We start from the raw sequence: 26,584 nt of genomic DNA on the forward strand, positions 1-26,584 counted from the left end.
ATGCCCAGCCCGGACCAGCACGAGGACATCTGGAGCCGCGCGGTCACGGTGAACGGCTTCCGCGTCGACGAGATCCGGTCCGTCCTGCAGAAGTCGATCCGCCGCGGCCTGGTCGAGGAGGCGGTGCTCGCCGCCTGGGAGCTGTTCGAGACCGGTCCGCAGACCGAGGAGCTGCTGTGGCGGCGGCTCGAGATCATCGCCGTCGAGGACGTCGGCATGGGCCTGCCCGAGGCGCCGATGCTGCTGGCCGCGATGAACGACCAGCGGATCCGGCAGACCGTCGACATCGAGCGGTTCATGTACTCCGTCCACGCCGTCCGCCTGCTGGCCGCCGCGAAGAAGGACCGCACCACCATGGAGCTGGCCTTCTGGGCGAAGACCGTCACCGAGCGCGGCGAGCGGCGGGTCGAGGTCAAGGACATGCACGTCGACCACCACACCCGCCGCGGCGTGCGGATGGGCCGCGACCAGCGGTTCTGGTGGGCGGCCGGCGGCTACCGGCTCGAGAACCAGCTCGACCCGGCCGGATCCCCGTGGAGCCAGTACGTCCGCGAGGCGATGGGCGCGCCCGCGGAACCCGACGAGCCGGCCGCCGCGCCGGCGACCGAGACAAAGCCGCAGGCTCCGCCCGCGGACCTGTCGACCGACGACGTCCTCACGGAGATGAGCGAGCGGTGACCCGGCGATGGGGGCGGACGGCCAGTGGCCTGGCCGGCACGGTCGTCGTGCTGGCCGTCTGGCAGCTCCTCGGCAGCGTGCTGGTCGGACGCGACAGTGGCCTGCCGGGACCGTGGCAGGTCGCCCGGCAGTTCGGCTCCGACGGGCTGAGCCTCTACGCGAACTCGGCCAGGGCGACGCTGGGCGCGGCCGCCCAGGGCTGGCTGTGGGGCAACCTGCTCGCCGTCGCCGCCGCCATGCTGGCCCTGGTCGTTCCCCCCGTCGAACGGGTTCTGCTGCAGATCGGCGTGGTGTCCTACTGCCTGCCGATCGTGGCGATCGGCCCGGTGTTCGCGATCGTGTTCTCGTCGGGCACGTCCCGGATCGTGCTCGCCGGCATGGCGGTCTTCTTCACCACCCTGATCAACCTCGCCACCGGCCTGCGCGGCGTCGACAGGACCTGGCTCGCGGTCGTCTCCGCCTCCGGCGGCGGCCGGGTCGCCACCCTGCGCAAGGTCCGGCTGCGCGCCGGCCTGCCGAGCCTGTTCCTCGGCCTGCAGATCGCCGCCCCGGCGGCGCTGCTCGGCGCGATCATCGGCGAGTACATCGGTGCCGACGACGGCCTCGGCGTCCTGATGATCAACTCTCAGCAGGGCTTCAACGTGGAGCGGACCTGGGCGACCGCCGTCACCGCCACCGTCGTCGCCGGCGTCCTCTACTGGCTGATCGGGTTCGCCGGCCGCCGGCTGCTGCCCTGGGCGGGCGAGCTGAACGTGCGCGACGTGCAGGCCTCCACCGCCTCCACCTCCGGGCGCCACCGCGGCCTGGCCGCCCGGGCGGTGGGCTCGGTGGGCACCACCGTCGCCTCGTTCGTCGCGGTGCTGGCGATCTGGTGGCTGTTCCTCGTCGCCTTCGGCGTCTCGTCGTTCATCGGCAAGACCCCGCCGCAGGTCTGGGAGTACCTCACCGGCAAGGACGCGCCGATCGGCGACATCCTCGGCCAGGCCGGGACCACGGCCAAGGACGCGCTCATCGGCCTGGCGGGCGGCGCTGGGGTGGCGGTCGTCGTCGCCGTCGCCTTCTACCTCTGGCCGGTCGTCGAACGGTCACTGATCGGCGTCGCCCTGGCGATGCGCTCCATCCCGCTGGTCGCGATGACGCCGGTCATCGTCCTCATCTTCGGCCGCGGGCTGCTGGGCGTCACGGTGATCGCCGGGACCGTCACCTTCTTCCCGACGCTGGTCAACGTCGGCGACGCGCTGGCCACCTCCTCCCGGGACGCGACCGCCATGATGCGCGCCCTCGGGGCGTCCCGCTGGCAGACCCTGCGCAAGGTGCAGGCGCCGACCGCGCTGCCGGCGTTGTTCGTCTCGCTGCGCACCGCGGCCCCACTCGCCATCACCGGCGCGCTGCTCGCCGAATGGCTCGCCACCGGCCAGGGCCTCGGCTACGGCACGGTGCAGGCGCTCGTCCAGTCCGACTACCTGACGCTGTGGTCGGAGGTCGTGGTCGTGACCTGCCTGTCCGCCGTCCTCTACATCGGCATCGGGCTGCTGGAGAAGGCGGTGATGCTCCGCTTCAACGGCCAGCCCGCCGCGACCGCCGCGTCCGAGCCGGCGCGTGCCGCGGTCCCGGGCACGTTGGTGGGCGCCACGGGCGGTGCCAGGGCATGAGCGCCGGGTACCCGCGGGAGATAACGTGAGTCGCCGTGCAGAAGCCCCAGTCCGTCCAGCCGGGCCCCGCGGATGCCTTCGGAGACATCGGCATCCGGCTGGGGGCGGTGATCCGGAAGCTGCGGCGCGAGCAGGGGCTCACCCTGGTCCAGCTCGCCGACCTCTCCAAGCTGTCGAACCCGTTCCTCAGCCAGCTCGAGCGCGGGCTGACCAGGGCGAGCATGGAGTCGCTGCACCGGATCGCCCGGGCGCTCGGCAGCACCGCGCCCGGCCTGCTCGCCGCCGCCGGGGAGGACTCGACGGCGCCACGGGTGTCGCTGCGCCGCAGCGGGGAGGGGCAGGTCCATCGGCACGCCCTGGGGGTCACCCGGCCACTGGTGTCGGGGACCCGCGGAATGTACCCGGTGGAGTTCACGGTCACCTCCGGCCGCTACGAGGAGTACTTCGAGCACGAGACCGCCGAGATGATCTACCTCCTCTCGGGCCAGCTCGAGGTGGACCTCGACGCGGAGGGCACGCACCTGCTCGGCGTCGGCGACGTCCTCTACTTCTCCGGCGGGGTAAGGCACCGCTGGCGCGCCTGCGCTGGCCGCACCGCCCGGGCACTGGTGGTGCAGGCCGGCCACAACCCGCACGCCTGACACGTTCCCCGGCCTCCGGTTGCCCGCTCCCGGGTCGGGCGCGGTGACCGGCCGGATGATGCACCTCAACGCGTTCCTGCAGGGCATCGGGCAGCTGTCGGTCCTGCTCGACTTCGACCTGACCGGCCACCCGGTCGACGGCCCGCTGCCGGACGTCGGCGCAGGCACCGAGGGCGGGCAGAGCCGGTTCGACATGATCGTCACGATGGCCCGCCGCGAGGACCTGACCATCCGCCAGCTCGCCGCCCGCTTCGCCGCCTCCCGCGGCCACCATCTCGTCGTCGGCACCCCGGGCGACATCGCCGACGAGATGCAGGCCTGGTTCGAGAGCGGTGGCGCCGACGGGTTCAACCTCATGCCGCTGCTGCTGCCCGAGAGCCTCGCCGACTTCGTCGAGCTGGTCGTGCCCGAGCTGCAGCGACGCGGCATCTTCCGCACCGAGTACACCGCCACGACGCTGCGCGGCCACTACGGGCTGGCGCGGCCCGCCGCCGTGCGCGCCGCACTCGCCTAGCGGGCCAGAGGACTCGCGAAATGATCTCCGCTCACGCGCCCTCTGGCCCCGGGCCGGGGCCGAGCCCGGTACCGGTACCGGTCCCCAGATCGCTGAGGAGCCTGCTGTGCCTGTCCTCTCCGGCCACGTCGCCCTGGTCACCGGTTCCAGCCGGGGGCTTGGCGCCACGATCGCCCGCCGGCTCGCCGCCGACGGGGCGACCGTCGTCGTGAACTACCGCGCCCGCCAGGACCTCGCGGACGAGGTGGCCGCCGGGATCCGCGCCGCCGGCGGCAGCGCCCTGGCGATCGGCGCCGACACGACCGACGAGGAGGCCGTGCGGGACATGGTCGCGCGGATCGTCGCCGAGGCGGGCCCGGTCCGGCTGCTGGTCAACAACTCCGGGATCATGAGCCGCTCCTCGGTCGAGGAGATGGACGTCGCCAGCTGGGACGAGATGATGACCTCTCACCTGCGCTCGGCGTTCCTCGTCACCCGCGAGTGCCTGCGCGCCGGCACGTCGACGCTGGCGCCACTGCCCGGCCGGCGGATCGCCGCCAAGGTCGTCAACATCGGCAGCGGGATCGTCACCGCCACCGGCCGCGCCAAGATCGGCGCCGTGCACTACGTCACCGCGAAGGCCGGGCTGGTCGGCTTCACCCAGGCGCTCGCGGCGGAGCTCGCCCCGCGCATGACGGTGAACCTCGTCGCCCCGGGGATCCACTTCACCGACATGAACGGCGGACCGGCCGACGACGCCACCCGCGAGACGCTCGCCGGCATCTTCCTGCTCGGCCTGCCCCGGGACGAGGACGTCGCCGCCACCGTCGCCTACCTGCTGTCCCCGGACGCCGACCACGTCACCGCTGAGACGATCACCCCGAACGGCGGCGCGGCCTGACGCCGGTGGCGCCGCCGGCCGACACCCGAAAGGCAGTAAACATGAACCAGATCCAGATCCAGATCCCCGTGATCGACCTGGGCCAGGTGCTCGCCGGCGCCGACACGGCCCCGGTCGTGGCCGAGCTGCGCCGGGCCCTCGCCGAGGTCGGCTTCCTGCAGGTCGTCGGGCACGGCGTCCCGGCTGCCCTCGTCGAGGCCGCGTACGCCACGATGGACCAGATCGCGGCGCTGCCGGACGACGAGCGGCGCGCCCTGGTCCGGCCGCGGGCCAGCCAGCGCGGCCTCTTCGAGGAGATCGACGGCCAGGGCCGCGTCCTCAACCGGGCGCTGCAGTTCATCACCTACGACGACCTGGCCGCCGCCGAGGCCGACGGCGCCGTCGGCGGGCACCCCGACTACTTCGTGCCCAACGTCTGGCCCGAGGCGATGCCCGGCTTCCGGGCCACCTGGCGGCGGTACGCCGAGGCCACCCGCGAACTGGCGCGTACCCTCATGTCGCTGTTCGCCCAGGCCCTGGACCTGCCCGCGGACCATTTCGCCGCGCCGTTCGCCAAGGACGTCACGCTGTTCTCCGCCAACCTCTACCCGCCCCAGCCCACCCGCGCCGACCACGAGGACGTCCTGCTCACACCGCACGCCGACTCCGGCGGGCTGACGGTGCTGCACCAGCGGGGCGACTACGAGGGCCTGCAGATCCGCGGCCTCGACGGCGGATGGATCACCGTGCCGCTGCGCGAGGACGCCTTCGTCATCAACATCGGCCACCTGCTCAGCCGGTGGACCAACGGGCGCTACCCGGCCACCGTCCACCGCGTCGTCGCCGGCCCGACCCCGGCCAACCAGCGGCAGTCGATCGCCATGTTCTTCCTGCCGAGTGTCGACACGGTCGTCGCCCCGGTGCCGACGATGGTCGGCGCGGACGGCCCCCGGTTCGAGCCGGTCACCGCCTACGACTGGCAGCGCCAGTTCATGGAGAAGTACGTCCTGACCAACACCTACGCCGAGCCCGCGAACGCCTGAGCCCGGCGCGCCTCGCGGGCCGCCGTTCCGGCACGCCTCGCGGGCTCAGGGGATGGCACGCCAGGACTGGATGCGGTGGTGGTCCGGGGCGAATCCGTGGTTGACGCCCCACAGCACGGCCTGGGAGCGGCTGGCCACACCGATCTTGCGGTAGAGCGCGCGGATGTAGGACTTCACCGTGTTCGGGCTCAGGCAGGTGATCTTCGCGACCTCGAGGTTGTTGCGCCCCTGGGTGATCAGTGCGAGGACCTCAGCCTCCCGTTCGGTGAGGCCCTCGTTCCGGCCCGGCCAGTCCTGGCCGGTGGTGGCGCGGGAGCGCGGCGACGGGCTCACGACGATGTCGCCCGCGTGCACGGCCTCGAGCGCGGAGACGAGCTCGCGGCCGGTGAGCGTCTTCGACAGGTAGCCACTCGCGCCCCGGGCGAGGGCACCCTCGACCAGGCTCGTGTGGAAGTTCCAGGTGTAGATGACGAGCCGGCCCGTGTGCCGGTTCGCGAGGATGTCCGCGATCTCCTCGCCGCCGGCCTCCGGCTGGGCGAAGGAGTCGTACAGCACGATGTCGACGTCCTGGGCGACCGGGCGGTTCGTGTCGATCTCGACGACGAGGACGCGATCCAGATAGGGCGCCAGGATGCGGGCTACGCCGGCCAGCACCACGTCATAGTCGTCGACCAACGCGACGGTGATCGGTCTGGATGCTCCGCCCGTCACCTGTAGGACGTATCACGGATCCGTCTCGGCGGTCTCGCTAAAGGTCCGAGACCGCCGTTCCGCCTCCAGGTTGCCGCCGAACAGCCGCGCGTCGCCGCCGTCGGGCGCGCCCGCGCGGGGCGGCCCCGTCGCGGCGCCGCGCTCGCCGTCCGGCCCGCGGCCCGCGGCCACGCCGACGGCCACGCGCTCGCCGGTCCGATGCCCGTTCGCCGTCCCGGTGGCGGCGGGTGAGCCCGGCCGTCCCGGGCTCTTGACGAGGTCCGGGTAGGGCGGCTCGATCCGGGTCCGCGGCAGCGACGCCGGGCTGTTCTCGCGCAGCCACCGCACCATCGCCTCGCGCACCAGGCAGCGCAGGTCGAAGACCGTCGGCCCGTCCTTCCCGCTGACCAGGACGCGGACCCGCACGTATCCGGCGACCGCGTCGGTCACCTGCAGGACGGCGACCCGGCCGTCCCACAGCTCCGTACCAGCCAGGACCTCGTGCAGCTGCGCGCGCAGGTCCTCCGTGGGCACGCTCCAGTCGAGGTCGAGCTCGACGGCGCCGAGGACGGCGGACTCCCGCCTCGTCCAGTTCTGGAACGGTGTCGTCGTGAAGTAGGTCGACGGCAGGATCATCCGACGGTCGTCCCAGATGTGCACGACGACGTAGGTGAGGGTGATCTCCTCGATGCGTCCCCACTCGTCCTCGACGACGACGACGTCGTCGACCCGGATCGCGTCGGTGAACGCCAGTTGCAGGCCGGCGAACATGTTGGCCAGCGAGGTCTGCGCGGCCAGGCCCGCGACGATGCCGACGACGCCGGCGGACGCGAAGATGCTCGCGCCGGCGACCCGGACGCTCGGGAAGGTCATCAGCATCGCCGCGACCGCGATGACCGTGATGACGGCGGTGGTGATCCTGCGCACCAGCGTGACCTGGGTGCGGACCCGGCGGGCGTGCCGGTTGTCGGCGACGTCGGTCCGGTAGCGGGCGAGCGCGAGATCCTCGAGCACGAACGCGGCGACCGTGGTCAGCCAGGCGAACCCCCCGATGAGCGCGAGCCCGAGGATCCGGATGAGCGCCAGGGTCCAGTCCTCGCGCGGCGCCGCGTTCGCCGCGACGAGCAGGCCGAGCAGGACCGCGGTGATCCGCAGGGGCCGCCGGCCGCGCCGGGACATGTCCGCGGCGATCTCGTAGTGCCGTCCGGCGCGCCGGACGAGCCAGTCGAGGACGAACGCCAGCAGGAAGCCTGCGGTGCCGGCCACGGCGAGGATGACGAGCACCGCGGGCGTCGAGTCGAGGGCGGGCAGGGACATCGCGGAGGGACTGCTCACGGGCACGGCTCCCGAGGTTGGTTTCCGCCGGCACGGCATGGCGTGGCCTGCCGCTTTGAACGACTCCCTCGGCTCTGCCCCGGTTTGCTCCGGATCAACACGTGATGGCCGCCACAGCCGCCACCGCGGTAGCGGTAGCGATAGCAGCCTTGGCTCACGGTCGAGCCGCGGGTTCCTTGTCGCCCGCGCGCAGGACGGAGAAGACCCGGTCGACGGTTTCCCGCTTCTCCCCCGCCGGGGCCACGTAGTCGATCGCGGCGCGGGCGGCCGCCTCACCGAGCGTTCTGCTGATCACCCAGGCGGCGAGGTACTGCGACGCGAGACAGCCGCCCGCCGTGGCGATGTTCCCGACCGCGCGGAACGGCGCGTCCACCACCTGGACGCCGCACGCCTCCACCCACGGGCGGCTGGTGACGTCCGTGCACGTCGGAATCGACGCCAGGAGGCCCAGCCGGGCCAGAACCAGGGCACCGGAGCACTGCGAACCGATCAGCTGCCGGGTCGCGTCCAGCGAGAACGATCCGAGCAGGTGGTCGTCCTGGATCACGTCCCGCGTCCTGATTCCGCTTCCGACCAGCACCACGTCGGCCTCCGCGGCGAAGTCGAGCGGGCGCTGGCCGGTCACCTCGACGCCGTTCATCGAGGTGACGACCGGCGTCGGGGTGGTGATGTACGCCGTGAGCCCGTCCGGACGGCATCGGTTGATGATCGCGGCGGCGACGAAGCTGTCCAGCTCGTTGAACCCGTCGAACGTCAGGACGGCGACCCGCACGACCATCTTCTGCCTCCCCTGCAGCCGGCCCCGATACCCGGACCGTACCGGGCCCACCAGCTCGGGTCGTGCCCCTTTTCGCTCTGTCCATAGACGCCGGGCGAGCGGGCGAAATCTTCTAGCATTCGGAGGGTGCTCGGAAGAAGGCTGAGGACCGCCTGGTCGCGCGCGGCCACCACGAGCAGTCCGCTGCCGGAGTACCCGCGCCCGCAGCTCGCGCGGTCGTCCTGGCTATCGCTGAACGGCCACTGGGAGTTCCGGGGGGAACGAGGGCCGGCAGGCCCAGCGGGCCTCGGCGATCTCGATGACCTCGCTGACCTCGATGGTCGCGGCGGTCACGGCGAACCACCCGTGGGCCGGCGGCTGCCTCGCCGCATCCTGGTCCCGTTCCCGGTCGAGTCCGCGCTGTCCGGCATCGGGGAGCCCCACGAGCGGATGTGGTACCGCCGCACCTTCCAGGTGCCGCCCGACTGGGCGGCCGACCGGGTTCACCTCAACTTCGGCGCCGTCGACTGGGAATGCCGGGTGTGGGTCAACGGCGTCGCGGTGGGCGCGCACCGGGGCGGCTACGACGCTTTCAGCTTCGACATCACGCCCCACCTGACCGGGCGCGAGGAAGAGGTGCTCGTCCACGTCCTCGACCCGACTGATCGGGGCGGGCAACCGCTGGGCAAGCAGCGCCGGCACCCTGGCGGGATCTTCTACACCTCGGTCTCGGGAATCTGGCAGACGGTCTGGCTAGACCGGACGCCGCCCCGCTACGTCTCCCGGCTCACGCTCACCCCGGATCTGGCCGCGGGCGCCGTTCACGTCGTCGTGAACGCGGTCGATGCCGACCCACGGCCGGCGCCGGACATGGGCCCGGACCAGGCCCGAAGCTCGGCCCCCGACGTCGCAGCCCCCGACGTCGCAGCCCCGGACGTCGCGGTGCCCGTCCGGGTGGAGGTGCGCGCCGGGCTGGCGGCCGAAGCCGCGACGGTGGCCGCCGGGACGGGGGTCAGCGGCCGGCCGTTCACGGTGGCGATCCCGGACGTCCGGGCCTGGTCGCCCGAGGACCCCTTTCTCTACGGGGTGACCGTGACGCTTGCCGACGACCGGTCCCCGGGGCCCGACAGGGTGGACAGCTACGTCGGGATGCGGTCGATCGAGGTGACGGAGGTGTCCGGCGAGCCCCGGCCGCTGCTCAACGGCCGGTTCGTCCTCCATTTCGGGCCGCTGGACCAGGGCTACTGGCCGGACGGGGTGTACACCGCGCCGACGGACGACGCCCTGCGGCGCGACATCGAGGTGGCGAAGGAGCTCGGCTTCACCTGCATCCGCAAGCACGCGAAGGTCGAACCAGCGCGCTGGTACCACTGGGCGGATCGGCTCGGCATGCTCGTCTGGCAGGACATGCCGTCCATGCCGCACGACCGGGAGCCGGACGAGGCCGCCCGTGGGCAGTTCGAGGCCGAGCTGCGGGCACTCGTCGAGCAGTGCCGTGGCTTCCCGTCCGTCATCGGGTGGGTGCCGTTCAACGAGGGCTGGGGGCAGTACGACGTCCAGCGCATCGCCCAGACGGTTCGGGACCTCGACGCGACCCGCCTGATCAGTGAGAACAGCGGCAGCGCGGACCCGGGAAACCACTGGGTCGACGCGGGAGCCGGCGACGTCGCCGACCTGCACGCCTACCCCGGCCCGGCCGCCGTCGCGGCCTCGGCCGGTCGCTGCCGCGCGCTCGGCGAGTTCGGCGGCATCGGCCTGGCGGTGACCGGTCACACCTGGCACGCGGCCGACGGGTTCAGCTACGAATGGGCCGCCTCGCGCGACCGGCTGACCGACCGTTACCTGGGAATGGTCGACGAGCTGTGCGCCCTCGTCCGGGACCAGGGCCTCAGCATCGCGATCTACACGCAGGCGACGGACGTCGAGGGCGAGTACAACGGCCTGCTGACCTACGACCGCGCCGTCCTCAAGGTCGATCCCGACCGGGTCCGCGCCGCCCACCAGCGGTTGTACGACACCACCCGCGCCATCTCCCCCGCCACCGGGAGCGACGCGGGGTGATCCCGCGGGCCTGGGTCAGCCGTTCCTTGCGCCCGAGTGCTGCCGCGAGACCGGCCGCGCTCAGGGCAGGCCGTCACCCGGAACGCGGACCCGCACCGTCTCGATGACGGACGTCCTGGCGCCGCCGAGAGCCGCGGAGTTCCAGTCGCGGGCCGAGAGGAGGAACAGCGTGCGGCGGTCCGGACCGCCCAGTGTGCACGCGATCGCCATCCGCTCCCCGAGGTGGATACGGTCCGTGATCTCACCTCCGGGCAGTATCCGGCGGAACTCGTGCGCGAGGGGGAACCCGGCCCAGATACCGCCCAGCGCGTCCAGGGCGATCCCGTCGGGGGCGGCGTCGGGCGTGGTGGCGACGACGCGGCGCCCACTCAGGTTCATGCCGGCGTCGAGGTCGAACGCCGTGAGCTGACGTCGCTTGGACTCGGCGACCGTCAGGGTCCGGCCGTCGGGCGAGATCACCGTGCCGTTGGGGAAGCTCATCCTCGCCGCGGCGACCGAGACCTGGCCGTCGGGCGTGACCCGCAGCAGGGCGCCGGTGTCCGGTTCGAGCGAGTAGGTGCCGACGAAGGCCGTGCCGTCGGCGGCGACGACCAGGTCGTTCAGCTCGTCGTCGACGAGATCGCCGAGCCGGGCGTGCACGGAAAACGACCCGTCCGAGGCGAGCCGGAGCAGCTCCCGCTCGGCCATGGACACGACCAGCGCCGAGCCGTCCGGGAGGAAACCAAGGCCCGACGGTTTCCTTCCCGGTGTACGGAGCACGGGGATTACCTCGCCGGCCAGCGTCGACGTGTAGACCGCCTCGCCGTGCATGTCGGAGAACCAGAGCCTGCCGTCATGCCAGCGGGGGCCTTCGGTGAACACGAACCCGTCGGCGAGCAAGGCCGGCCGGGCATCGGTCTCGAGCACTGTCATGGTCGCCTCCCGTATCTCCTGTAGCCCACCCCGTCGTAACCATGCCACCACCAGCTCGCTAAGGTTCGCGGACATCGAGGTCGACGTCAATGTCGACAGCAGGGTAGGGAGCTGGCTTGTCAGTGCACAGAACTCGGTTTTCCGCGCGCCTTGTTCGGCTCGGGCCTCGAAGTGGCGGGTCGAGGCCGACGGCGCTAATCACCGCCCTGGTCGCGGTGCTGGCCGCGGGCTGCACCGCCTCCGGCGGGGCCGACGCGGGTAGCGGCCCCGGCCCGGCCACCGGCTGCACCACACCCGGATTCAGCGACGACCAGATCCAGCTGGGCTTCGTCTATCCCGGCAGCGGCGCGGGCTCGACCTCGCTGACCGCCGCCAGGGGCGGGTTCGTCGCGCGGCTCGAGGAGGCGAACGCGGCCGGCGGGATCCACGGCCGCAAGCTGGCCTACACCTGGCGCGACGACGCCAGCGCGCCCGACCAGAACCTCGCGGTCGTCCGCGGCCTGGTCGAGGACCAGAAGGTCTTCGGGCTCGTCGAGGCGTCCATCGCCGCCGCCCAGGGTGCCGGCTACCTGCGTGAGCACGGCGTCCCGGTCACGGGCATTCCGGCCGAGGCCTTCTGGGCGGACCACGCCTACCGGAACATGTTCGCCTACGCGTACCTGTACAGCGACGGCCCGCCGGTCTCGACCTTCGGCGACTTCGCGAAGGCCCAGGGCGGCACCAGGGCCGCCATCATCCAGAACGACCTCACCCCGTCCGGCAACGACATCGGGGCGAAGATCGGCGCCAGCCTGGCCGCGGCCGGGATCCCGACCGTGCCCGGCCGGTTCGTCTACAGCCCGGACGGCACCAACCCGGTCCAGCTCGGCCAGCAGCTGAAGCAGGCCGGCGCCGACGTCGTGACCGCGGCCTTCGCCGGCACCGACCTGGCCGAGGTCGTCCGCGGCCTCCAGGAGGCGGGCGCGCCGATGAAGGTCGTGCTCGCGCCCAGCGGCTACGACAAGTCGCTGCTCAAGACATACGGCCAGACGCTCAGCGGACTGACCGCCGCCGTCAACTACATCCCCTTCGAGATCGGCGGACCAGCCCACCAGAACTATCTGAAGGCGGTGAGCAGCTACGCCCCCGAGCTCCAGCCGCCCGACCAGGAGCTCGCTCTCGTCACCTACATCCTCACCGACCTGTTCCTCTACGGCCTGGACAAGGCCGGCCCCTGCCCGACCCGCGCCCAGTTCATCGACACCCTGCGCGCCAGCACCTACGACGCCGGCGGCCTGCTGCCCGGCCCCGTCGACATGACCAAGGACTGGGGCCAGCTCGCCACCTGCTACACCTTCATGCGCGTCAATCCCGCCGGCACCGGCTACGACATCGTCCGCGACCCCACGGGCCGCGACCGCTGGTGCGGTCACCGGCTCGACCAGTAGCAACCGGCAGCCGCGAGGCGAACCGGCCGCGGGGGGCGACAACCCGCGGCCGGTTTCCCGCGGCCAGGCGGCCAGGCGGCCAGGCAACGCCAATCAGACAACGTGGTCAGGCCGCCGAGAGGGCCAGGACCTCCAGCGCGTTGTCGTGGGAGATCTTCCGGACGTCGCCTGCGGGCAGGCTGGAGAGCGACTCGGTGACGAAGTCGACGGGCTCGGCGACGCCCTCCGCGTGCGGCCAGTCGGAACCGAGCAGCAGCCGGTCGACCCGCACGTCGGCGAGCAGGGCGTCGACCTGGTCCTCCCAGAACGGGGTGACCCAGACGTGCTCCCCGAACACGTCGCGGGGATGCTCCTTGAAGTAGCCGGGATTGCGGCCGGCCACGTCGTCGAGCCGGTGCAACAGGTCCGGGATCCAGCTCGCCCCGTTCTCGACACTCGCCATCCGCAGCCCGGGGAAACGCTCGAAGATCAGATGGCAGAGCGCGGCGCCGTAGAAGTCGCCGACCGCGCGGCCCTTCGTCAGCACCCCGCGCAGCGGCGAGCGCAGGACCGACTGCTCCTCCCGGCCCGGCTCCCACATCTGCACCAGCGCGTCGTAGCCGTCGACACCGGCATGGGTCGCGACCACCACACCCGCCTCCGCGGCGAGCCCCCAGAACCCGTCGTACACCGGGTCGAACGGCGACCGGAAACCACCCGGCACCGGCACCGGCGCGTTGCGGACGTTCACCGCCACCGCCCCGGCGTCCAGCACCGCGCGCAGCTCCGTCACAGCGCCCACCGGATCCAGCAACGGCACGTACGGAACCGCGTACAGCCGGTCCTGATACCGGAAGCCCCAGTCCTCCGCCAGCCACCGGTTGAAACCGTGAAAGACCTTCGCCGCCGCGTCCGGGTCGTCCTTGAGGGCCTCCTCCAGGCCGACCCCGAGCGTCGGGAACAGCAGGCTGCCCGTGACGCGCTGCCTGTCCAGGGCCCGGACCCGGGCGTCCCGGTCCCGGTACTCCGCCCGGATCGGCTCCAGCGCCCCGAACGCCTCCCGAATGCTCTTACGCTCGGGGTTCCCGCGGTACCACGAGTACAGCGCCCCAGGCCGGGCCACCGGATCGAACGTGGGATTCGCGATGTAGTTGTTGACCCTGCCCCCGACGATCAGCCGGGTACGCCCGTCGATCTCCGCCCACCGCACCCCACGACTGCCCAGCGAGCGGTCCTGGTGCCGGGTGAACGCATCCCGCGCCTCGTAGTAGTGACTGTCGAAGTCGAAGATCCACGCGTCCTGTCCCACGCCTGCCATGAGACCGCCCCGTTGGTCGATTTGTCAATATCGATGTCGACATTACTGATGATCATGGCTATGGTCGTAGCCGTCCACCGGCGACGGCCGCCGGGCGCTCCCAGGCGCGGCGACGTCCGGCCGGCGCCGGCTCCCGGCCCAGGGCGGCCGTCCTGGCCGCGCCCGTCCCGACAGCAGCTGTCACGAAAGGTGCCGAGGTGGCCCCAACCCTCCCGTCGGACCCGTCCGCCGCGCGGCCCCGGCCGTTCGACGTCGCGGTGATCGACACGATGGTCGGGTTCCCGCAGGATCCCGCCGCGCTCTACCAGCAGATCCGCGCGGTGCTGCGCGACCGGCAGTCACGCGAGGAGTTCGCGATGCCGGCGCAGTACATGTTCCACGACATCCCCGCCAGCCACGTCCCCGACGACGTCGACCCGGTCGACCTCGTGCTCGGTGAGATGGACCGGCACGGCATCGAGATCGCGCTGGTAAGCGTGAGCGCGAACGAACAGGTCGCCGGCCGGGCGCTGACCGACCATCCCGGCCGCTTCACCGGATCGTGGACCTGCGACCCGAACAAGGGGATGGCCGGCATCCGCGAGCTCGTCCGCGCGCACGAGACATGGGGCGTCCGGGCGGCGGCCGTCTTCCCGCACGGCGGCCAGCCCCAGGTCCCCATCGACGCGCCCCAGATGTACCCGATCTACGCCAAGTGCGTCGAGCTCGGCATCCCCATCTTCGTCACCGTCGGCATCGCCGGGCCCCGCGTGCCGTCCATGGCGCAGCGCGTCGAGCTCATCGACCAGGTCATGTACGACTTCCCCGACCTCGTCTTCGTGATGCGCCACGGCGCCGAGCCGTGGACCGATCTCGCCGTGAAGCTCATGCTCAAATGGCCGAACCTGTACTACTCCACGAGTGCGTTCGCCCCGCGCTACTACCCGGCGAACATCATCGACTACGCCAACACCCGCGGCGCCGACAAGATCCTCTACGGCGGCTACTTCCCGATGGGCCTCACCCTCGACCGCATCATGGCCGAGCTGCCCCACGTCGGCTTCAAGGACGACGTCTGGCCCAAATTCCTGCGCCACAACGCCGCCCGCGTCCTCGGTCTGACCACCGGGCAGGAGCGGTGAGGAGAGGAGGGAGCCGCGCCGCGAGGCGCCTCGGAGGTCGTAGCACCGGGTGGCCCGGCTGGTCACGATCGGCGGTGAGGTCGGGTCGACGCTGCTAGGCTCGATTTCCCCCAGCAGCGACTGATCACCACCGCGAGCCGGGCTCCCGAACGACTGTGGCACCGGTCGGAACGGCGGCCCATCAAGGGCAAACATCATTGCCGCGCGCACGATCCTGTCCCCGAACGACAGGTAGCCGAAATCAGGGGTGCCACGGTTCATGTCGTCGGAGAGGACTGCAGTGTCTGAAGGGACCAGACCCGTCGAGCAAATGGCCTCCATTCCCAACGCCAGCCGCGGCTGGCAGGGAGAGACCAGAGCCAAACGGCGCGGCACCGGCCGCACCAGCCGCGGCCGACAAACCCGCGACCAACTCCTCGACGCCGCCCGGGCCGTCTTCGAACGCGACGGCTTCCTGCACGCCCGCGTCGCCGACATCTGCGACGAGGCCGGCACCTCACACGGCTCCTTCTACACCTACTTCGTCTCCAAAGAAGAAATCTTCCGCAAGGTCGTCGACTCCGTCGAGCTCGACCTGCTCGCCGTCAGCGCCGGCAGCGCCGGCGCCGGTGACCCCGTCGAACGCATCCGCGCGGCGAACGAGCACTACCTGCGCACCTACGCCGCCAACGCCGGCATCATGCGCGTCATCCACCAGGTCGCCACCATCGACGTCGACGTCTGGCGCATCCGCTTCCAACGCCAGGACGCCTTCGCCCACAGCATCGAACGACGCATCCGCCAACTCCAACACGACCACCTCGCCGACCCCGACGTCGAACCCGCCTACGCCGCCCAGGCCCTCGGCGGCATGGTCGCCTACTTCGCCGAACTCCTCTTCAACTCCCACGACCCCGTCGCCTTCGACACCGACAAGGCCGTCGACGAACTCACCCGCATCTGGCTCAACGCCCTCGGCATCAAACACCCACCGCGTAATCCCCGTCAGGGCGGTGAGCCGGCACCAGACGAAGACAATCCTCCGGTTTCCTCCACGGGGAAGGAAGAGCGATGAGCGGCACACCCCCGGAATGGGTCGGCGTCGTCACCGGCGCGGCGAACGGCATCGGCCGAGCGGTCGCACGCCGGTTCGCCGCCGAAGGCGGAAAGGTCGTGGGCGGGGATATCGATGAAGCGGGTCTCGCCTCGCTCGGCGCCGAGCTCGGCCCGGACGTGTTCGCCGCCGCCCGGTGCGACGTGACGGTCGAGGACGACGTGGCGTCGCTGATCGACACGGCCGTCGCCACCTTCGGTCGCCTCGACGTCGTGGTCGCCAACGCGGGCGCCGGGTATCTCTCCGAGATCCCGGACCACGATTTCGACGCGTGGCGACGGGTCGTCGACCTGTGCCTGCACGGAGCGTTCCTGACCGTGAAGCACGGCAGCCGGGTCATGCGCGACGCCGGGCGGGGCGGGGCGATCGTCACGGTCGCGAGCCTCAACGCGGTGCAGCCCGGGCGCGGAGTGGCCGCGTACTGCGCGGCCAAGGCCGGCGCCGTGGCGCTCACCGAGGTCGCCGCGCTGGAGCTCGGGCGGTACGGCATCCGGGTGAACGCGGTCGCCCCGGGGCTGGTGCGCACCGGGCTGACCGGCGGGCTGTGGCACCTGCCGGGTCTGGTCGAGGAGTTCGTCGACAACGCGCCGCTCGGCCGGTTCGCGGAGCCGGACGAGATCGCCAATGTCGTCTACTTCCTCGCCTCGGACCAGGCCTCCTACGTCTCGGGCGCGCTGTACGGCGTCGACGGGGGCGCGCGGACCCGCCGTTACCCCGACATGGTCGCCGCGATGAGGCCGCCCGCCCCGCGCTCGGCCTGACGGCAGGCGGCAGGCGGCGAGCCTGCTCAGGCCGGGCCGACGAGTGCGCGCACGACGTATCTGTCGACGAACTCCCGTTTCCGTGCCGGCGACCAGCCGGACCACGGTGGGCTCATGATGATGACGCCCGCGGCCATCATCCACCGGACGGTCTCCCTGAGGTCCAGGTCGGTGGCAAGTTGCCGACCGTCCTGCCACTGTCGGAGTAGCGGCCGGAGGTGGCGATACACGGCGTCCACTATGGGTTCCGCGGTCAGTTCCAACGACTCCGGCAGCGATCGGCTTCCCGTGGCGAAGAGCGCCTCGTTGATGGCGTCTCCGTTGATCAGGTCCGTGCACTTCAGGAACACGTCACAGATCGAGCTCGACGCGTCTTCTGGCCGCGAAAGTGAACTGAGAACGCCCTGCATGGCGACGTCCACTCTGCTCAGCAGGACGGCGAGGATCAGTTCGTTGCGGCCTTTGAAGTATCGGTAGACCGTGGAGCGGGAGACGCCCGCCTCGACGGCCACCTCCTCGACGCGGATCCGGCTGGTGCCCCGCCGGGCGAGGCAGCGACCCGTGGCCGCGACCAGGCGCCGGCGGGCCTCCTCGTCGTCGAGCAGCGCGCTGTCGCTCCCCCACCACCCCGGGGTGCGCTGGCCCGCGCCGTCCTCCTCGGCGACCGCTGTCATGGAGCCATGGTAGGGGCGGCGCGGCATCCGTCCGTGGCTCGTCTCATGGGCCGGTACGGGCCGGCTCGGCCCTCCCCAGCAGGGCGTCCTTACCCCCGAACCGGGGCGCGACCAGGGTCGAGTAGTCCGGGCCCCGGCGCAGGGAGAGGCCGCCGTCGACGTTGACGATCTGCCCGGTGACCCTGGCGGCGCGGGACGACAGCAGGAAGCTGACCAGCTGCGCGACGTCGTCGACATCGGAGGCGCCCCCGAGCGGCGTGTTCTCGTCGTAGCTCTCGTAGACCGGCGTGCCCGGCTTCGCCCAGCTCATGATCTCCGTCGACGTCAGCCCCGGCCGGACGGCGTTGAACCGGATGCCCGCCGCCCCGTACTCGTCGGCGGCGTTGCGGATCAGTTCCTCCACGGCCGCCTTCGCCACCGGATAGGCACCGAAGTATGGGTGCGTCACGTGTCCGGCGATCGACGAGATGGCGACGAACGAACCGGCGCCGGCGCCGGCGAACAGCGGAACCGAATGCTTGACCAACAGCAGCGTGCCGATGACGTTCAGCGTGAGGACACGGTTGAACTCGTCGACCTTCTGGGCGTGCAGCGGGGCCAGGGCACCACCACCGCCCGCGTTCGCGACCACGCCGTCGAGCCGGTCGCGCCAACCGGCCGCGAGCTCGACGAGCTGCCGCACGTCCGGCTCGCTGGTGACGTCCGCGACGTGGAACTGGACCGCCTCGCGGCCGGCGTCGGCGTTGATCGAGTCCGCCGTCGCCCGCAGGGTGTCCGCGGTGCGGCCGCAGATCGTGACCCAGGCGCCCTCGGCCACCAGCCGCCGCGCGATACCCGCGCCGATGCCGGTACCGCCGCCCGAGACCAGCACCGACAGTCCGTCGGCCTCGTTCGTCATGTCCATGTGTCCGTCTTCCTGTGATCACGACTCGTCTGATCGCCGGCACGCCGGCGCATGTCCGAGGGCTGTCAGCGGGCCGGGCCCGCGGACCTCTCGCGGGCTTCCTGAACACGCTCGGGCCGGGGCTCGACGGGTCCGGAGGGCAGTCGCTCGTCGATGCCGAGGTCGCGCAGGGCCCGCCGGACGTAGGGCGCGATGCCCAGCCCCATGAGGCTGAACCTCGGGTCGTCCGAGTGGCCGGCGTCGAACAGCATGGCGCCGACGAGGAGGATCACGCAGGTCTTGAACGACTGGAACGCCCGGTACCACTCCCGGTGCCGGACCGGTATGCCGGTGAGCTCCTCGTAGTACGCGACCGCCTCGTCGGAGGTGAGGGCCGACGGCCGGCTCGTGAAGAAGCCAGGCGTCTTCCAGAGAAGGTCGAGGTACCCGACGTCGGCGAGTGGGTCACCGACCCCGGCCATCTCCCAGTCGAAGACGCCGGTGACCTCGCCGTCCACGAACGCGAAGTTCCCGGGTTTCGGGTCGCCGTGGACCAGGGTGGCCCGCTCGGACGCCGCGGGCTTCCGGTCCCGCAGCTCGGTGAGCAGCCGCTCCAGCGCCGGGAGCTCGTCGCGCTGGACCCGGCGCATCTCGGCCGTCCAGTGGTCGAGCTGGTCGTCGACATACGTCCGGCCGTCGCCCAGGGCGGCCAGGCCGCTGCCGGAGAGGTCCACCGAGTGGATCGCGGCGAGCTGTTCGACGAGTGCCAGCGTCATGCGTCGAATCGTCGCGGGCCGCGCGTCGAGCCACTCGGGTATCTCCTGCTCGTAGACATCCCCGACCACTCGCTCCATCACGTAGAACGGCCGCCGCAGCACCTCGCCGGACTCGTCGAGCCACAGGACCGCCGGGCTCTGCACGTCGGTCTTCTCGAGCGCTCGCAGGATGGTGAACTGCCGGGTCATGTCATACGGCTCCAGCAGGCCCGGAAACGGCGGGCGCAGGCGCAGGACGACATCCTGGCGACGCTGCTCGGTGCCGGCGCGCCAGGCCAGCGTCAGCGCGAGCATCTCGGCCGAGTGACCGAAGGTGACCCGGCTGGAGTTCTCGACGCGGACGTCGGTCGCGGGCGCGAGCCGGTCCCGGAACCATAAGGTGAGCAGCTCGAGAGCGTCCTCGGTTCGCATTGCTCGCCATGCTCCTTTCGCGCCGGTCAGCTCGGGGTGAAGCGGATGCGGATACGGTCGTAGGCCCTGGCGAAGGTGGCCGCCAGGATCTGGGGCTCGTCCGGGTCGACCAGCTCCCAGTCCGGCATCCTGCGCAGCAGCTCCTCGAACATCACGCGAATCTCGAGGCGGGCGAGGTGGGCGCCCAGGCACACATGGGTGCCGAAACCGAAGGCGACATGCCGCTCGGACGTTCTCGTCACGTCGAGGACGTCCGGGTCCGTGAAGGCCCGCGGGTCACGGTTGGCGGCCGAGTAGAGCAGCAGGATCTGGTCGCCCGAGCGGATGTGCTGCCCGTGCAGCTCGTGGTCCTCGGTGGCGGTGCGCCTCATGTTGAGGACGGGCGACACCCACCGGATGAACTCCTCGACCGCCGTGTGCGTGAGCAGCTCGGGCTGCTCGCGCAGCAGCCGCCGCTGCTCGGGGTGCAGCGCCAGGTCGCGGATCATCGTGCCGATCACGGTCCGGGTCGTCTCCGCCCCGCCGTCGAGCACGAGGATGGTCTCGTCGAGAACGCGTTTGGTGTCCCACCCCGGGGTCGTCACCCACAGCGAGATGAGGTCGTCGCGGGGCTCGGCCCGGCGGGCCTCGATGATCTGCACGGTGGTCGCGACGAAGTCCTTGATGACGGGGATGATCCCGGGGTGGGTGACGTGCGGCGGGCCGTCCGGTGACGTCTTGCCGGACAGCAGCATGATCTGCTCCGACCAGTACCGGACCTTCTCCCACAGCTCGCGCGGGTATCCCAGCAGGTCGCCGATCACGATGGCCGGAAGCCGCGAGGCGATGGACTCGATCGCCTCGCACTCCCCGAGCGGCGTCACCGCGTCGAGGATCTCCGCGACGACGCCGCGAACGTGCTGTTCATGGCTACGCATGGCACGCGGGGTGAACCGCCGGGCCACCACGTTGCGCTGGTCCTGGTGGTCCGGATCGTCCATATTGATCATGGAACGGTCTTCGCGCAGGTCGATGTGCGGCCGGGAGCCGTAGAACGACGAGTACCGGGCGCCGTCCTTCTCGACCGCGAGGACGTCGGAGAAACGGGAGACGACCCACAGCTTCTGTACCGGGTCCCAGAAGACCGGAGCCTCGTCGCGCAGCCAGCGGTACGCCTCCCACGGGTCCACGTAGAACTCGGGGTCGAGAACGTTGATCCGCTCTTCGGCGGCGGTCCCGGTCGTCATGCGAACGACACCTGGTGGTCGGAGGCAGCCGTCAGGCCGAGTTCGGGCCACTCGCCGTGGATGAGGCTCTCCAGGATGCCGTAGCCCACCGCGTCGCCTTCCCGGACCCGGACCGGCGTGTCGCGAAGCTGGCCGAGGACGCGCAGGTTCTCGTCGCTCCAGCAGTCCTCGAAGTACTCGCCGTCGAGGTGCAGCTTTCCCAGCCACGACCCGTGGATGTGCCCGCCCCAGGATCCGTATCCCCCGGTCTTCAGGAAGAAGCCGGACTCGCCGAGGGCCTCGACCTCGATGACCCGCTTCTCACCGGAATCCATCGTGAGGTGCAGCTCCCCACCCCTCACGAACCGCGTACGGCTGTCGTACTCGATGCGCGGCTCGGCCTCACGGATCTTCAGCTGGGTGCCGTCGGACTCGTTGAGATACGCGGAGGTGTATCCCCAGACGCCTTCGGCGATGAAGATGGCGGTCTCGTAGTACGAGCCGTCGGGGCGGCGCAGGAAGGCCGGCGCCCATTTCATCCCGCCCTTGACCTGTGTCTCCTGCCGCGGCGCCCGACTCCGGATCAGATCCGTCGGGGGCGCCCCGACGGCCTGCCGGACACCCCACGAGTGGTCCCGATAGCCGAACCACGCCTCTGGGCGGACCTCGTGGGTCTCGCCGTCGACCGTGACGGTGCCCGACACCCAGCCACCCTGGTGATAGCGGACGACGTTGACGTCCACCCGGCCGGTGCGGCGGTTGCGAACGAGGTTGCGGTCCTCGAAGAACGGTGGAGTCACGCCGGACAGGACGAGGTCGAAGGAGATGGGCTGGACATCGTTGGGCTCCAGCCGGAACCGCACCTGGTCCAACGACGCGACGATCTCGTAGTGGATCGGGCCGACCGCCGTCTCCTCCGGGTCGCTGCGCAGTTCCCGGCTACCTCGGACCGTCCACTGCGAACGGCCCCGGGAGACACCCGCGAAGCCGTCCATGATGCCCCGGTTGTGGTACTTCCCCAACCCGAAGCCGACCTGCAGCGAACCGTCGACGCTCGCCAGCGAGCCCCAGATCTTCTCCGTCCAGGCAAGATCGGACTCCGCCACGGTGGCGAACGTGTCCGCTAACTGATGGTTCAGGGTCTCGTCGGCGCCACGCAGCGCTCCGATGTCCTTAGGTGCCATCTGTCCCGTCCCCTCACGACGCAGCACGACTGCGACTCACGACGGCAAGCATGTCGCATGGCAACACACTATTGCACTCATGTCTCATCTTCTTCAAGAAGCGGGCGAGCACCGGCCAGCGGCCCCGGACGCCGCTGACCAGATCGAGGCCGACCGGATCGAGATCGTCGGCTGGCGCTCAGAAGACGATCGCCCCGCGGAGGATCTGACCGGCCTCCAGGTCTGCGTAGCCGTCGTTGACCTGGTCGAGCGTGTACGTCCTGGTGACGAGCTCGTCGATCTTCAGGATGCCCGCGCGGTACAGGTCGAGCAGGCGCGGGATCGCCACTCGTGGGCTCTGCGAGCCGTACAGGCAGCCGCGGATCTGCTTGTTCGTCATCGCGAACATGAACAGGTTGACGTCCGCCTGCGCCTGGCCCGCCGGCGCCACCGCGGTGATGACGCACGTGCCGTCCTTGCCGGTGAGGCCCAGTGCGGGCTCCAGCAGCTCGGAACGCATCACCGAGAACGCGCAGATGACCGCGTCGCACATCGCGCCCGCGGTCAGCCGCCTGATCTGGTCGGCTGCCTCGTCCAGGGACGCGAACGCGTGGGTGGCACCGAGGCGCAGCGCCTGGTCGCGCTTGAACTCCACCGGGTCGACGGCGAACACCCGGCGGGCCCCCGCGATACGCGCGCCCTGCACCGCGCTGACGCCGATGCCGCCGACGCCCAGGACGGCGACGGTGTCGCCCGGCTTCACCTCGGCGCGGTTCACCGCGGAGCCGAACCCCGTGGCGACACCGCAGGACACCAGTGCGGCCACCGTCCAGGGCACCTCGGGATCGATCTTGACGAGCGAGGTCTCGGCGACCAGCTGACGCTCGGAGAACGCGCCGAGCTGGGAGTAGCGAGCCACGGGCTCGCCGCCGACGCGGTGGGCGATCCGCCCGTCGGTCATCATGCCGAGGCTGAACAGCTTCGCGCCCTCGTCGCACAGGAAGGCCCGGCCCGTGCGGCACAGCCCGCAGACGCCGCAGGACGGCACGAACGACATCGCCACGTGGTCACCCGGCCGGACCGAGGTGACCCCCGGACCAACCTCGGTCACCTCACCGGCGCCCTCGTGGCCGCAGATTATCGGGTAGTGCGACATCGGCATGTCGCCCGTGCGCGCGTGCTCGTCGGAGTGGCACAGGCCGCAGGCCCGCACCTCGATCAGGACCTCGCCGGCCCGGGGTCCGTCGATGTCGACCGTCTCGATCTTGAAGTCCCGACCTGGGCCGTGCAGCAGCGCCGCTCGTGAGCTGACCATCTCGTGACTCACCTTTCGTGAACCCGCGGTGGTGCGACCTCGGGCGAAGCCTGGCCGCAGGGTGAGACAGCATCAATCAATCGACTCAGGATGAGACAGTCAATAGATTCTGTTGCGACCCGGCGCCCCGCCGCGGGCCTGACGTCGCACCGGAGCAGGTGGAGACCACGCATGACGACCGACACGGGACCGGACGAGGACGACGTCCTGCAGGCGTTCCGCCTCATCGACCAACGACTCGTCGACACACCAGGGCATCGCGGCCTTCGACTGCTCCGGGAGCGCCTCGCCGGCGAGCTGATCGGTGACTCCGAGCGCGTGGGGGCGACGCTGGATCCGGCGTTCGCCCTCGTGACGCACGCGGGCGGAAGCGCCACGAGGACCGACCGGGCGGCCCTCGTGGAGACGGTCCACCGCCAGGGCCGCGCGAAGGGCGCGGCGATGACCTGGCTGCGCCTCGACGACCTGGTCGTCGAGGGCGACGCCATCGCGGGCCAGGGCGTGCTGCGCACGCTGCTGACCGCCCCGCTGGCCCAGCGGCAGGGCTGGCAGGGCCTCGGCCCGGCCGACCTGTGCCTCACGACGATCCCACTCGCGTTCTTCATTCGTCTCGTGGGCGACCTCATGACGTCCGAGGTCCTGTACCTGGCCGCCGACGCGAGCGAGCGGACGGTCCTGACGAACGGCTCGCGGCCAGACCCGGATCACTGCCTCAGGCTCATCGACGGCGGGGGCGCCGGCCTGACGGCGGGCCTCACCACGGAAGGCGGCTCATGAATCTCACGGACGCGTCGGCGATCGTGACGGGCGGCGCCGGCGGCCTCGGTGCGGCCACCGTCCGCCACCTCGTCGAGCTCGGCATCGGTGTCGCGGTCTTCGACCGGGACGGCGAGCGCGCGAGGAACCTCGCGGCGGAGCTCGGGCCCGCGACGGCGGCGGTCGTCGGCGACGTCACCGCCGACGCCGACGTCCAGGCCGCGATCGACGCCGCCCGGTCACTCGGCACCCTGTCGGTCGTGGTCAACGTGGCCGGCGGCGGCACCCGCCCGGCGCGCACCGTCGGCCGCGACGGGGAACCGCACGACATGGCGACGTTCGTCGACACGATGGCGAAGAACGCGTTCGGCACGTTCAACGTGACCCGGCTGGCCGCCGCCGCGATGGGGGCGAACACACCGGACGAGGACGGTCAGCGCGGCGTCGTGGTGAACACCGGGTCACTGGCGGGGCTGGAAGGACAGGCCGGCCAGGTCGCGTACGCGTCGGCGAAGGCCGCCATCCTGGGGATGACGCTGCCCCTCGCCCGCGACCTGGCTCCACTGGGCATCCGGGTGTGCGGCATCGCGCCGGGCACCATCGGCACCGATCTCATGCTCAGCGCCTCCCAGCAGTTGAAGGACAAGCTGGTCGCCAGCATCGTCTTCCCGCCCCGCATGGGTCGCCCCATCGAGTTCGCCCTGTTGGTCGAGGCGATCGTCCGCAACCCCTATCTCAACGGGGAGAACATCCGGCTCGACGCCGCGCAGCGGTTCCCCGCCAAGTGACCACGCGAGACGCCGAGAGCCAAAGGGTGTGCAAAATGATCTTCTTGTGCGCGCCCGGCGGCCGTCCCCAGGATCAGCAGCAGCAGGAGGCATCCCCATGAGCGGCGCATCGCCGGACGAGGCGGCGGACCTGTACCAGGACCTGTACCGCGGCGCGTTCCTTCCCGACCTGCTGATCGCCGCGCTGCGCCGCCATCCCGACCGGCCCGCGATCCATCTCGGGGAAAGCGTCCTGACCGGCGCCCAGCTCAGCGCGCGGATCAGCCAGTACGCGCAGGTCTACGTGGCGAAGGGGGTGCGGCCCGGCAGCGGCGTCGCCATGCTCTCCACGAACCGCCCCGAGGTGCTGTACGCGATGGGCGCCTACATGGTCGCGGGCGCCCGCAACACCTCGCTGCACCCGTTGGGCTCGCTCGACGACCACGCGTACGTCCTCGAGGACGCCCAGATCGAGACGCTGGTGTTCGACCCAGCCTTCGCCGAGCGGGCCGCCCGGCTCCAGGAGCGGGTGCCAGCCCTGAAGCGGCTGCTGTCGTTCGGGCCGTGCGACGTCGGCGAGGACCTGAACGCGCTCGCGGAAGGCCACGACCCGCTGCCGCTGGTCGCGCCCCGCCTCGACGCCGAGGGGATCTCCGCGGTGGCCTACACCGGCGGGACGACCGGGCAGCCCAAGGGCGTGATGGCCACCTACCGCGGCAGCGCCGCGATGACCCAGATCCTGCTCACCGAATGGCAGTGGCCGACCGATCTGCGCCACCTGGTCTGCACACCGCTGAGCCACGCGGGCGCGCCCTTCATCGTCCCGGTCCTGCTCCAGGGCGGTTCGGTGGTCGTGCTTCCCAGGTTCGACGCCGGCGCGGTCCTCGACGCCATCGAACGCCACCGCATCACGTCGGTCTTCCTCGTCCCGGCGATGATCTACGCGATCCTCGACCATCCACGGCTCGACCAGACCGACCTCTCCAGCCTCCAGACGGTCTTCTACGGGGCCTCGGCGATGTCGCCCACCCGGCTGAGAGAGGCGATCACGCGGATCGGGCCGGTCTTCTTCCAGTTCTACGGGCAGACGGAGGCACCCCAGACGGTGTTCGTGCTGCGCAAGGAGGAACACGACCCGGACGACCTGTCCCGGCTGGCCTCCTGCGGCCGGCCGGTGCCGTGGCTGAAGGTCGCGCTGCTCGACGACCAGGGGCACGAGGTGCCGCGCGGCGAGCCCGGGGAGATCTGCGTACGCGGGCCGCTGGTCATGAAGGGCTACTGGAACAAGCCGGAGCAGACCGCCGAGGCCCTCGCCGGCGGCTGGCTGCACACCGGCGACATCGCCCGCGAGGACGAGCGCGGCTTCCACACGATCGTGGACCGCAAGAAGGACATGATCGTCAGTGGCGGCTTCAACGTCTTCCCCCGCGAGATCGAGGACGTGCTCTCGACGCACCCCGCGGTGGCCGCGGCCGCCGTCATCGGCGTGCCCGACGAGAAATGGGGCGAGGCCGTCAAGGCCGTCGTGGTGCTCCGCGCCGGCACGGCGGTGTCGGCCGACGAGCTGGCGGCGGAGCTAGCCGCGCTGGTCAAGGAGCGCAAGGGCTCCCACTACGCCCCCAAGAGCGTCGAGTTCGCCGACACCCTCCCGCTCACCGCCGTCGGCAAGCCGGACAAGTTGACCCTGCGCCAGCGCTACTGGTCGGGCGCGGCCCGCCGGGTCGGCTGATCCCGCGCCGACCGGTCCGGCGGGCAGCGGTCGATCCGCGGCCCAGGTCGGGCCCGGCCGGATC

25 protein-coding genes are annotated in these 26,584 nt (G+C 71.3%); 14 read left to right on the forward strand and 11 right to left on the reverse strand.

Annotation, left to right across the window (positions count from 1 at the left end; genetic code table 11):
• The 6 genes from FRCN3DRAFT_RS47295 (at position 1) to FRCN3DRAFT_RS47300 (ending at position 5,387) form a co-directional block, all read left to right on the forward strand.
• Positions 1 to 678, forward strand: coding sequence for a hypothetical protein (locus FRCN3DRAFT_RS47295; protein ID WP_007515762.1), 678 nt, complete (start codon positions 1 to 3; stop codon positions 676 to 678).
• On the forward strand, positions 675 to 2,330 hold the full coding sequence (locus FRCN3DRAFT_RS0232485) for an ABC transporter permease (RefSeq protein WP_007515760.1): 1,656 nt from the start codon (positions 675 to 677) through the stop codon (positions 2,328 to 2,330). The genes FRCN3DRAFT_RS47295 and FRCN3DRAFT_RS0232485 overlap by 4 nt, the downstream gene beginning before the upstream one ends.
• Before the next feature lie 35 nt (positions 2,331 to 2,365).
• Positions 2,366 to 2,971 (forward strand): helix-turn-helix domain-containing protein, encoded by a 606-nt coding sequence (locus FRCN3DRAFT_RS0232490; RefSeq protein ID WP_007515759.1) that lies wholly within the window; start codon positions 2,366 to 2,368, stop codon positions 2,969 to 2,971.
• Positions 2,972 to 3,014: 43 nt separating this feature from the next.
• Positions 3,015 to 3,485, forward strand: a complete 471-nt coding sequence (locus tag FRCN3DRAFT_RS54460; RefSeq protein WP_027141138.1) for an LLM class oxidoreductase — start codon at positions 3,015 to 3,017, stop codon at positions 3,483 to 3,485.
• Positions 3,486 to 3,591: 106 nt separating this feature from the next.
• Positions 3,592 to 4,365, forward strand: coding sequence for an SDR family NAD(P)-dependent oxidoreductase (locus tag FRCN3DRAFT_RS0232500; protein WP_007515757.1), 774 nt, complete (start codon positions 3,592 to 3,594; stop codon positions 4,363 to 4,365).
• 41 nt (positions 4,366 to 4,406) lie between these two features.
• Positions 4,407 to 5,387 carry an isopenicillin N synthase family dioxygenase gene (locus tag FRCN3DRAFT_RS47300; protein ID WP_007515756.1) on the forward strand — a complete coding sequence of 327 codons (981 nt, stop codon included), beginning with the start codon at positions 4,407 to 4,409 and terminating at the stop codon, positions 5,385 to 5,387.
• Positions 5,388 to 5,432: 45 nt separating this feature from the next.
• On the opposite strand, the gene FRCN3DRAFT_RS0232510 is transcribed toward FRCN3DRAFT_RS47300, so the two are convergent.
• The 3 genes from FRCN3DRAFT_RS0232510 to FRCN3DRAFT_RS0232520 all read right to left on the reverse strand — a co-directional run bounded on the left by FRCN3DRAFT_RS0232510 (position 5,433) and on the right by FRCN3DRAFT_RS0232520 (position 8,190).
• Positions 5,433 to 6,098 carry a LuxR C-terminal-related transcriptional regulator gene (locus FRCN3DRAFT_RS0232510; RefSeq protein ID WP_007515755.1) on the reverse strand — a complete coding sequence of 222 codons (666 nt, stop codon included), beginning with the start codon at positions 6,096 to 6,098 and terminating at the stop codon, positions 5,433 to 5,435.
• Positions 6,099 to 6,110: 12 nt separating this feature from the next.
• Positions 6,111 to 7,412 carry a mechanosensitive ion channel family protein gene (locus tag FRCN3DRAFT_RS47305; protein ID WP_035925459.1) on the reverse strand — a complete coding sequence of 434 codons (1,302 nt, stop codon included), beginning with the start codon at positions 7,410 to 7,412 and terminating at the stop codon, positions 6,111 to 6,113.
• A 154-nt stretch (positions 7,413 to 7,566) separates the two neighbouring features.
• On the reverse strand, positions 7,567 to 8,190 hold the full coding sequence (locus FRCN3DRAFT_RS0232520; RefSeq protein WP_007508036.1) for a DJ-1/PfpI family protein: 624 nt from the start codon (positions 8,188 to 8,190) through the stop codon (positions 7,567 to 7,569).
• A 126-nt stretch (positions 8,191 to 8,316) separates the two neighbouring features.
• Here FRCN3DRAFT_RS0232520 and FRCN3DRAFT_RS47310 point away from each other — a divergent pair, with 126 nt between their 5' ends.
• The gene (locus FRCN3DRAFT_RS47310; protein ID WP_232794221.1) at positions 8,317 to 10,230 is read left to right on the forward strand and encodes a glycoside hydrolase family 2 protein; all 1,914 of its coding nucleotides are present in this window, start codon (positions 8,317 to 8,319) and stop codon (positions 10,228 to 10,230) included.
• 60 nt (positions 10,231 to 10,290) lie between these two features.
• Here the strand turns inward: FRCN3DRAFT_RS47310 and FRCN3DRAFT_RS0232530 are convergent, their stop codons facing one another.
• The gene (locus tag FRCN3DRAFT_RS0232530; protein ID WP_007508032.1) at positions 10,291 to 11,142 is read right to left on the reverse strand and encodes an SMP-30/gluconolactonase/LRE family protein; all 852 of its coding nucleotides are present in this window, start codon (positions 11,140 to 11,142) and stop codon (positions 10,291 to 10,293) included.
• 215 nt (positions 11,143 to 11,357) lie between these two features.
• Between FRCN3DRAFT_RS0232530 and FRCN3DRAFT_RS47315 the strand changes: the two genes are divergently transcribed.
• Positions 11,358 to 12,569, forward strand: a complete 1,212-nt coding sequence (locus FRCN3DRAFT_RS47315; protein WP_007508030.1) for an ABC transporter substrate-binding protein — start codon at positions 11,358 to 11,360, stop codon at positions 12,567 to 12,569.
• Between the two features lie 106 nt (positions 12,570 to 12,675).
• Here the strand turns inward: FRCN3DRAFT_RS47315 and FRCN3DRAFT_RS0232540 are convergent, their stop codons facing one another.
• Positions 12,676 to 13,866: an amidohydrolase family protein gene (locus FRCN3DRAFT_RS0232540; RefSeq protein ID WP_007508029.1), complete on the reverse strand. Its 1,191-nt coding sequence runs from the start codon at positions 13,864 to 13,866 to the stop codon at positions 12,676 to 12,678.
• Positions 13,867 to 14,063: 197 nt separating this feature from the next.
• Between FRCN3DRAFT_RS0232540 and FRCN3DRAFT_RS0232545 the strand changes: the two genes are divergently transcribed.
• From FRCN3DRAFT_RS0232545 to FRCN3DRAFT_RS0232555, 3 genes are all read left to right on the forward strand, one after another.
• On the forward strand, positions 14,064 to 14,987 hold the full coding sequence (locus tag FRCN3DRAFT_RS0232545) for an amidohydrolase family protein (RefSeq protein WP_007508027.1): 924 nt from the start codon (positions 14,064 to 14,066) through the stop codon (positions 14,985 to 14,987).
• A gap of 310 nt (positions 14,988 to 15,297) precedes the next feature.
• Positions 15,298 to 16,041, forward strand: a complete 744-nt coding sequence (locus tag FRCN3DRAFT_RS0232550) for a TetR/AcrR family transcriptional regulator (RefSeq protein ID WP_425343327.1) — start codon at positions 15,298 to 15,300, stop codon at positions 16,039 to 16,041.
• Positions 16,038 to 16,841, forward strand: coding sequence for an SDR family NAD(P)-dependent oxidoreductase (locus FRCN3DRAFT_RS0232555; protein WP_007508023.1), 804 nt, complete (start codon positions 16,038 to 16,040; stop codon positions 16,839 to 16,841). The genes FRCN3DRAFT_RS0232550 and FRCN3DRAFT_RS0232555 overlap by 4 nt, the downstream gene beginning before the upstream one ends.
• Positions 16,842 to 16,867: 26 nt before the next feature.
• Here FRCN3DRAFT_RS0232555 and FRCN3DRAFT_RS0232560 read toward each other — a convergent pair whose 3' ends face one another.
• From FRCN3DRAFT_RS0232560 to FRCN3DRAFT_RS0232585, 6 genes are all read right to left on the reverse strand, one after another.
• Positions 16,868 to 17,515, reverse strand: coding sequence for a TetR/AcrR family transcriptional regulator (locus FRCN3DRAFT_RS0232560; RefSeq protein WP_035925467.1), 648 nt, complete (start codon positions 17,513 to 17,515; stop codon positions 16,868 to 16,870).
• A 43-nt stretch (positions 17,516 to 17,558) separates the two neighbouring features.
• Positions 17,559 to 18,419 (reverse strand): SDR family oxidoreductase, encoded by an 861-nt coding sequence (locus FRCN3DRAFT_RS0232565; protein ID WP_007508019.1) that lies wholly within the window; start codon positions 18,417 to 18,419, stop codon positions 17,559 to 17,561.
• 65 nt (positions 18,420 to 18,484) lie between these two features.
• Positions 18,485 to 19,585, reverse strand: coding sequence for a phosphotransferase family protein (locus tag FRCN3DRAFT_RS0232570; protein WP_007508017.1), 1,101 nt, complete (start codon positions 19,583 to 19,585; stop codon positions 18,485 to 18,487).
• Between the two features lie 26 nt (positions 19,586 to 19,611).
• Entirely contained in the window at positions 19,612 to 20,811 is a 1,200-nt protein-coding gene (locus FRCN3DRAFT_RS0232575) for a cytochrome P450 (protein ID WP_007508016.1), read from the reverse strand.
• On the reverse strand, positions 20,808 to 21,974 hold the full coding sequence (locus tag FRCN3DRAFT_RS0232580) for an Rv3169 family protein (protein WP_007508014.1): 1,167 nt from the start codon (positions 21,972 to 21,974) through the stop codon (positions 20,808 to 20,810). The genes FRCN3DRAFT_RS0232575 and FRCN3DRAFT_RS0232580 overlap by 4 nt, the downstream gene beginning before the upstream one ends.
• Positions 21,975 to 22,152: 178 nt before the next feature.
• A complete protein-coding gene (locus FRCN3DRAFT_RS0232585) occupies positions 22,153 to 23,268 on the reverse strand; it encodes an NDMA-dependent alcohol dehydrogenase (protein ID WP_007508012.1) in 1,116 nt (371 codons plus the stop codon).
• A 171-nt stretch (positions 23,269 to 23,439) separates the two neighbouring features.
• Between FRCN3DRAFT_RS0232585 and FRCN3DRAFT_RS0232590 the strand changes: the two genes are divergently transcribed.
• The 3 genes from FRCN3DRAFT_RS0232590 to FRCN3DRAFT_RS0232600 all read left to right on the forward strand — a co-directional run bounded on the left by FRCN3DRAFT_RS0232590 (position 23,440) and on the right by FRCN3DRAFT_RS0232600 (position 26,520).
• Positions 23,440 to 24,045, forward strand: a complete 606-nt coding sequence (locus FRCN3DRAFT_RS0232590; RefSeq protein ID WP_007508010.1) for a hypothetical protein — start codon at positions 23,440 to 23,442, stop codon at positions 24,043 to 24,045.
• Positions 24,042 to 24,812 (forward strand): SDR family NAD(P)-dependent oxidoreductase, encoded by a 771-nt coding sequence (locus FRCN3DRAFT_RS0232595; RefSeq protein WP_007508008.1) that lies wholly within the window; start codon positions 24,042 to 24,044, stop codon positions 24,810 to 24,812. Before FRCN3DRAFT_RS0232590 ends, FRCN3DRAFT_RS0232595 begins: the two co-directional genes overlap by 4 nt.
• A gap of 97 nt (positions 24,813 to 24,909) precedes the next feature.
• The gene (locus tag FRCN3DRAFT_RS0232600; protein WP_007508006.1) at positions 24,910 to 26,520 is read left to right on the forward strand and encodes an AMP-binding protein; all 1,611 of its coding nucleotides are present in this window, start codon (positions 24,910 to 24,912) and stop codon (positions 26,518 to 26,520) included.
• The last annotated feature ends 64 nt before the right edge of the window (positions 26,521 to 26,584 follow it).

Origin of the sequence: Pseudofrankia saprophytica, assembly GCF_000235425.2 — a bacterium.
In the GTDB taxonomy this organism is placed as follows: Bacteria; Actinomycetota; Actinomycetes; order Frankiales; family Frankiaceae; genus Pseudofrankia; species Pseudofrankia saprophytica.

What these genes read in the sequence shown, in the direction of transcription:
- FRCN3DRAFT_RS47295 (WP_007515762.1), top strand. Translation starts at nt 1, where the DNA reads ATGCCCAGCCCGGACCAGCACGAGGACATCTGGAGCCGCGCGGTCACG.
- FRCN3DRAFT_RS47300 (WP_007515756.1), top strand. Translation starts at nt 4,407, where the DNA reads ATGAACCAGATCCAGATCCAGATCCCCGTGATCGACCTGGGCCAGGTG.
- FRCN3DRAFT_RS0232520 (WP_007508036.1), bottom strand. Translation starts at nt 8,190, where the DNA reads ATGGTCGTGCGGGTCGCCGTCCTGACGTTCGACGGGTTCAACGAGCTG.
- FRCN3DRAFT_RS0232530 (WP_007508032.1), bottom strand. Translation starts at nt 11,142, where the DNA reads ATGACAGTGCTCGAGACCGATGCCCGGCCGGCCTTGCTCGCCGACGGG.
- FRCN3DRAFT_RS0232540 (WP_007508029.1), bottom strand. Translation starts at nt 13,866, where the DNA reads ATGGCAGGCGTGGGACAGGACGCGTGGATCTTCGACTTCGACAGTCAC.
- FRCN3DRAFT_RS0232550 (WP_425343327.1), top strand. Translation starts at nt 15,298, where the DNA reads ATGGCCTCCATTCCCAACGCCAGCCGCGGCTGGCAGGGAGAGACCAGA.
- FRCN3DRAFT_RS0232555 (WP_007508023.1), top strand. Translation starts at nt 16,038, where the DNA reads ATGAGCGGCACACCCCCGGAATGGGTCGGCGTCGTCACCGGCGCGGCG.
- FRCN3DRAFT_RS0232560 (WP_035925467.1), bottom strand. Translation starts at nt 17,515, where the DNA reads ATGACAGCGGTCGCCGAGGAGGACGGCGCGGGCCAGCGCACCCCGGGG.
- FRCN3DRAFT_RS0232565 (WP_007508019.1), bottom strand. Translation starts at nt 18,419, where the DNA reads ATGGACATGACGAACGAGGCCGACGGACTGTCGGTGCTGGTCTCGGGC.
- FRCN3DRAFT_RS0232570 (WP_007508017.1), bottom strand. Translation starts at nt 19,585, where the DNA reads ATGCGAACCGAGGACGCTCTCGAGCTGCTCACCTTATGGTTCCGGGAC.
- FRCN3DRAFT_RS0232575 (WP_007508016.1), bottom strand. Translation starts at nt 20,811, where the DNA reads ATGACGACCGGGACCGCCGCCGAAGAGCGGATCAACGTTCTCGACCCC.
- FRCN3DRAFT_RS0232580 (WP_007508014.1), bottom strand. Translation starts at nt 21,974, where the DNA reads ATGGCACCTAAGGACATCGGAGCGCTGCGTGGCGCCGACGAGACCCTG.
- FRCN3DRAFT_RS0232585 (WP_007508012.1), bottom strand. Translation starts at nt 23,268, where the DNA reads ATGGTCAGCTCACGAGCGGCGCTGCTGCACGGCCCAGGTCGGGACTTC.
- FRCN3DRAFT_RS0232590 (WP_007508010.1), top strand. Translation starts at nt 23,440, where the DNA reads ATGACGACCGACACGGGACCGGACGAGGACGACGTCCTGCAGGCGTTC.
- FRCN3DRAFT_RS0232595 (WP_007508008.1), top strand. Translation starts at nt 24,042, where the DNA reads ATGAATCTCACGGACGCGTCGGCGATCGTGACGGGCGGCGCCGGCGGC.
- FRCN3DRAFT_RS0232600 (WP_007508006.1), top strand. Translation starts at nt 24,910, where the DNA reads ATGAGCGGCGCATCGCCGGACGAGGCGGCGGACCTGTACCAGGACCTG.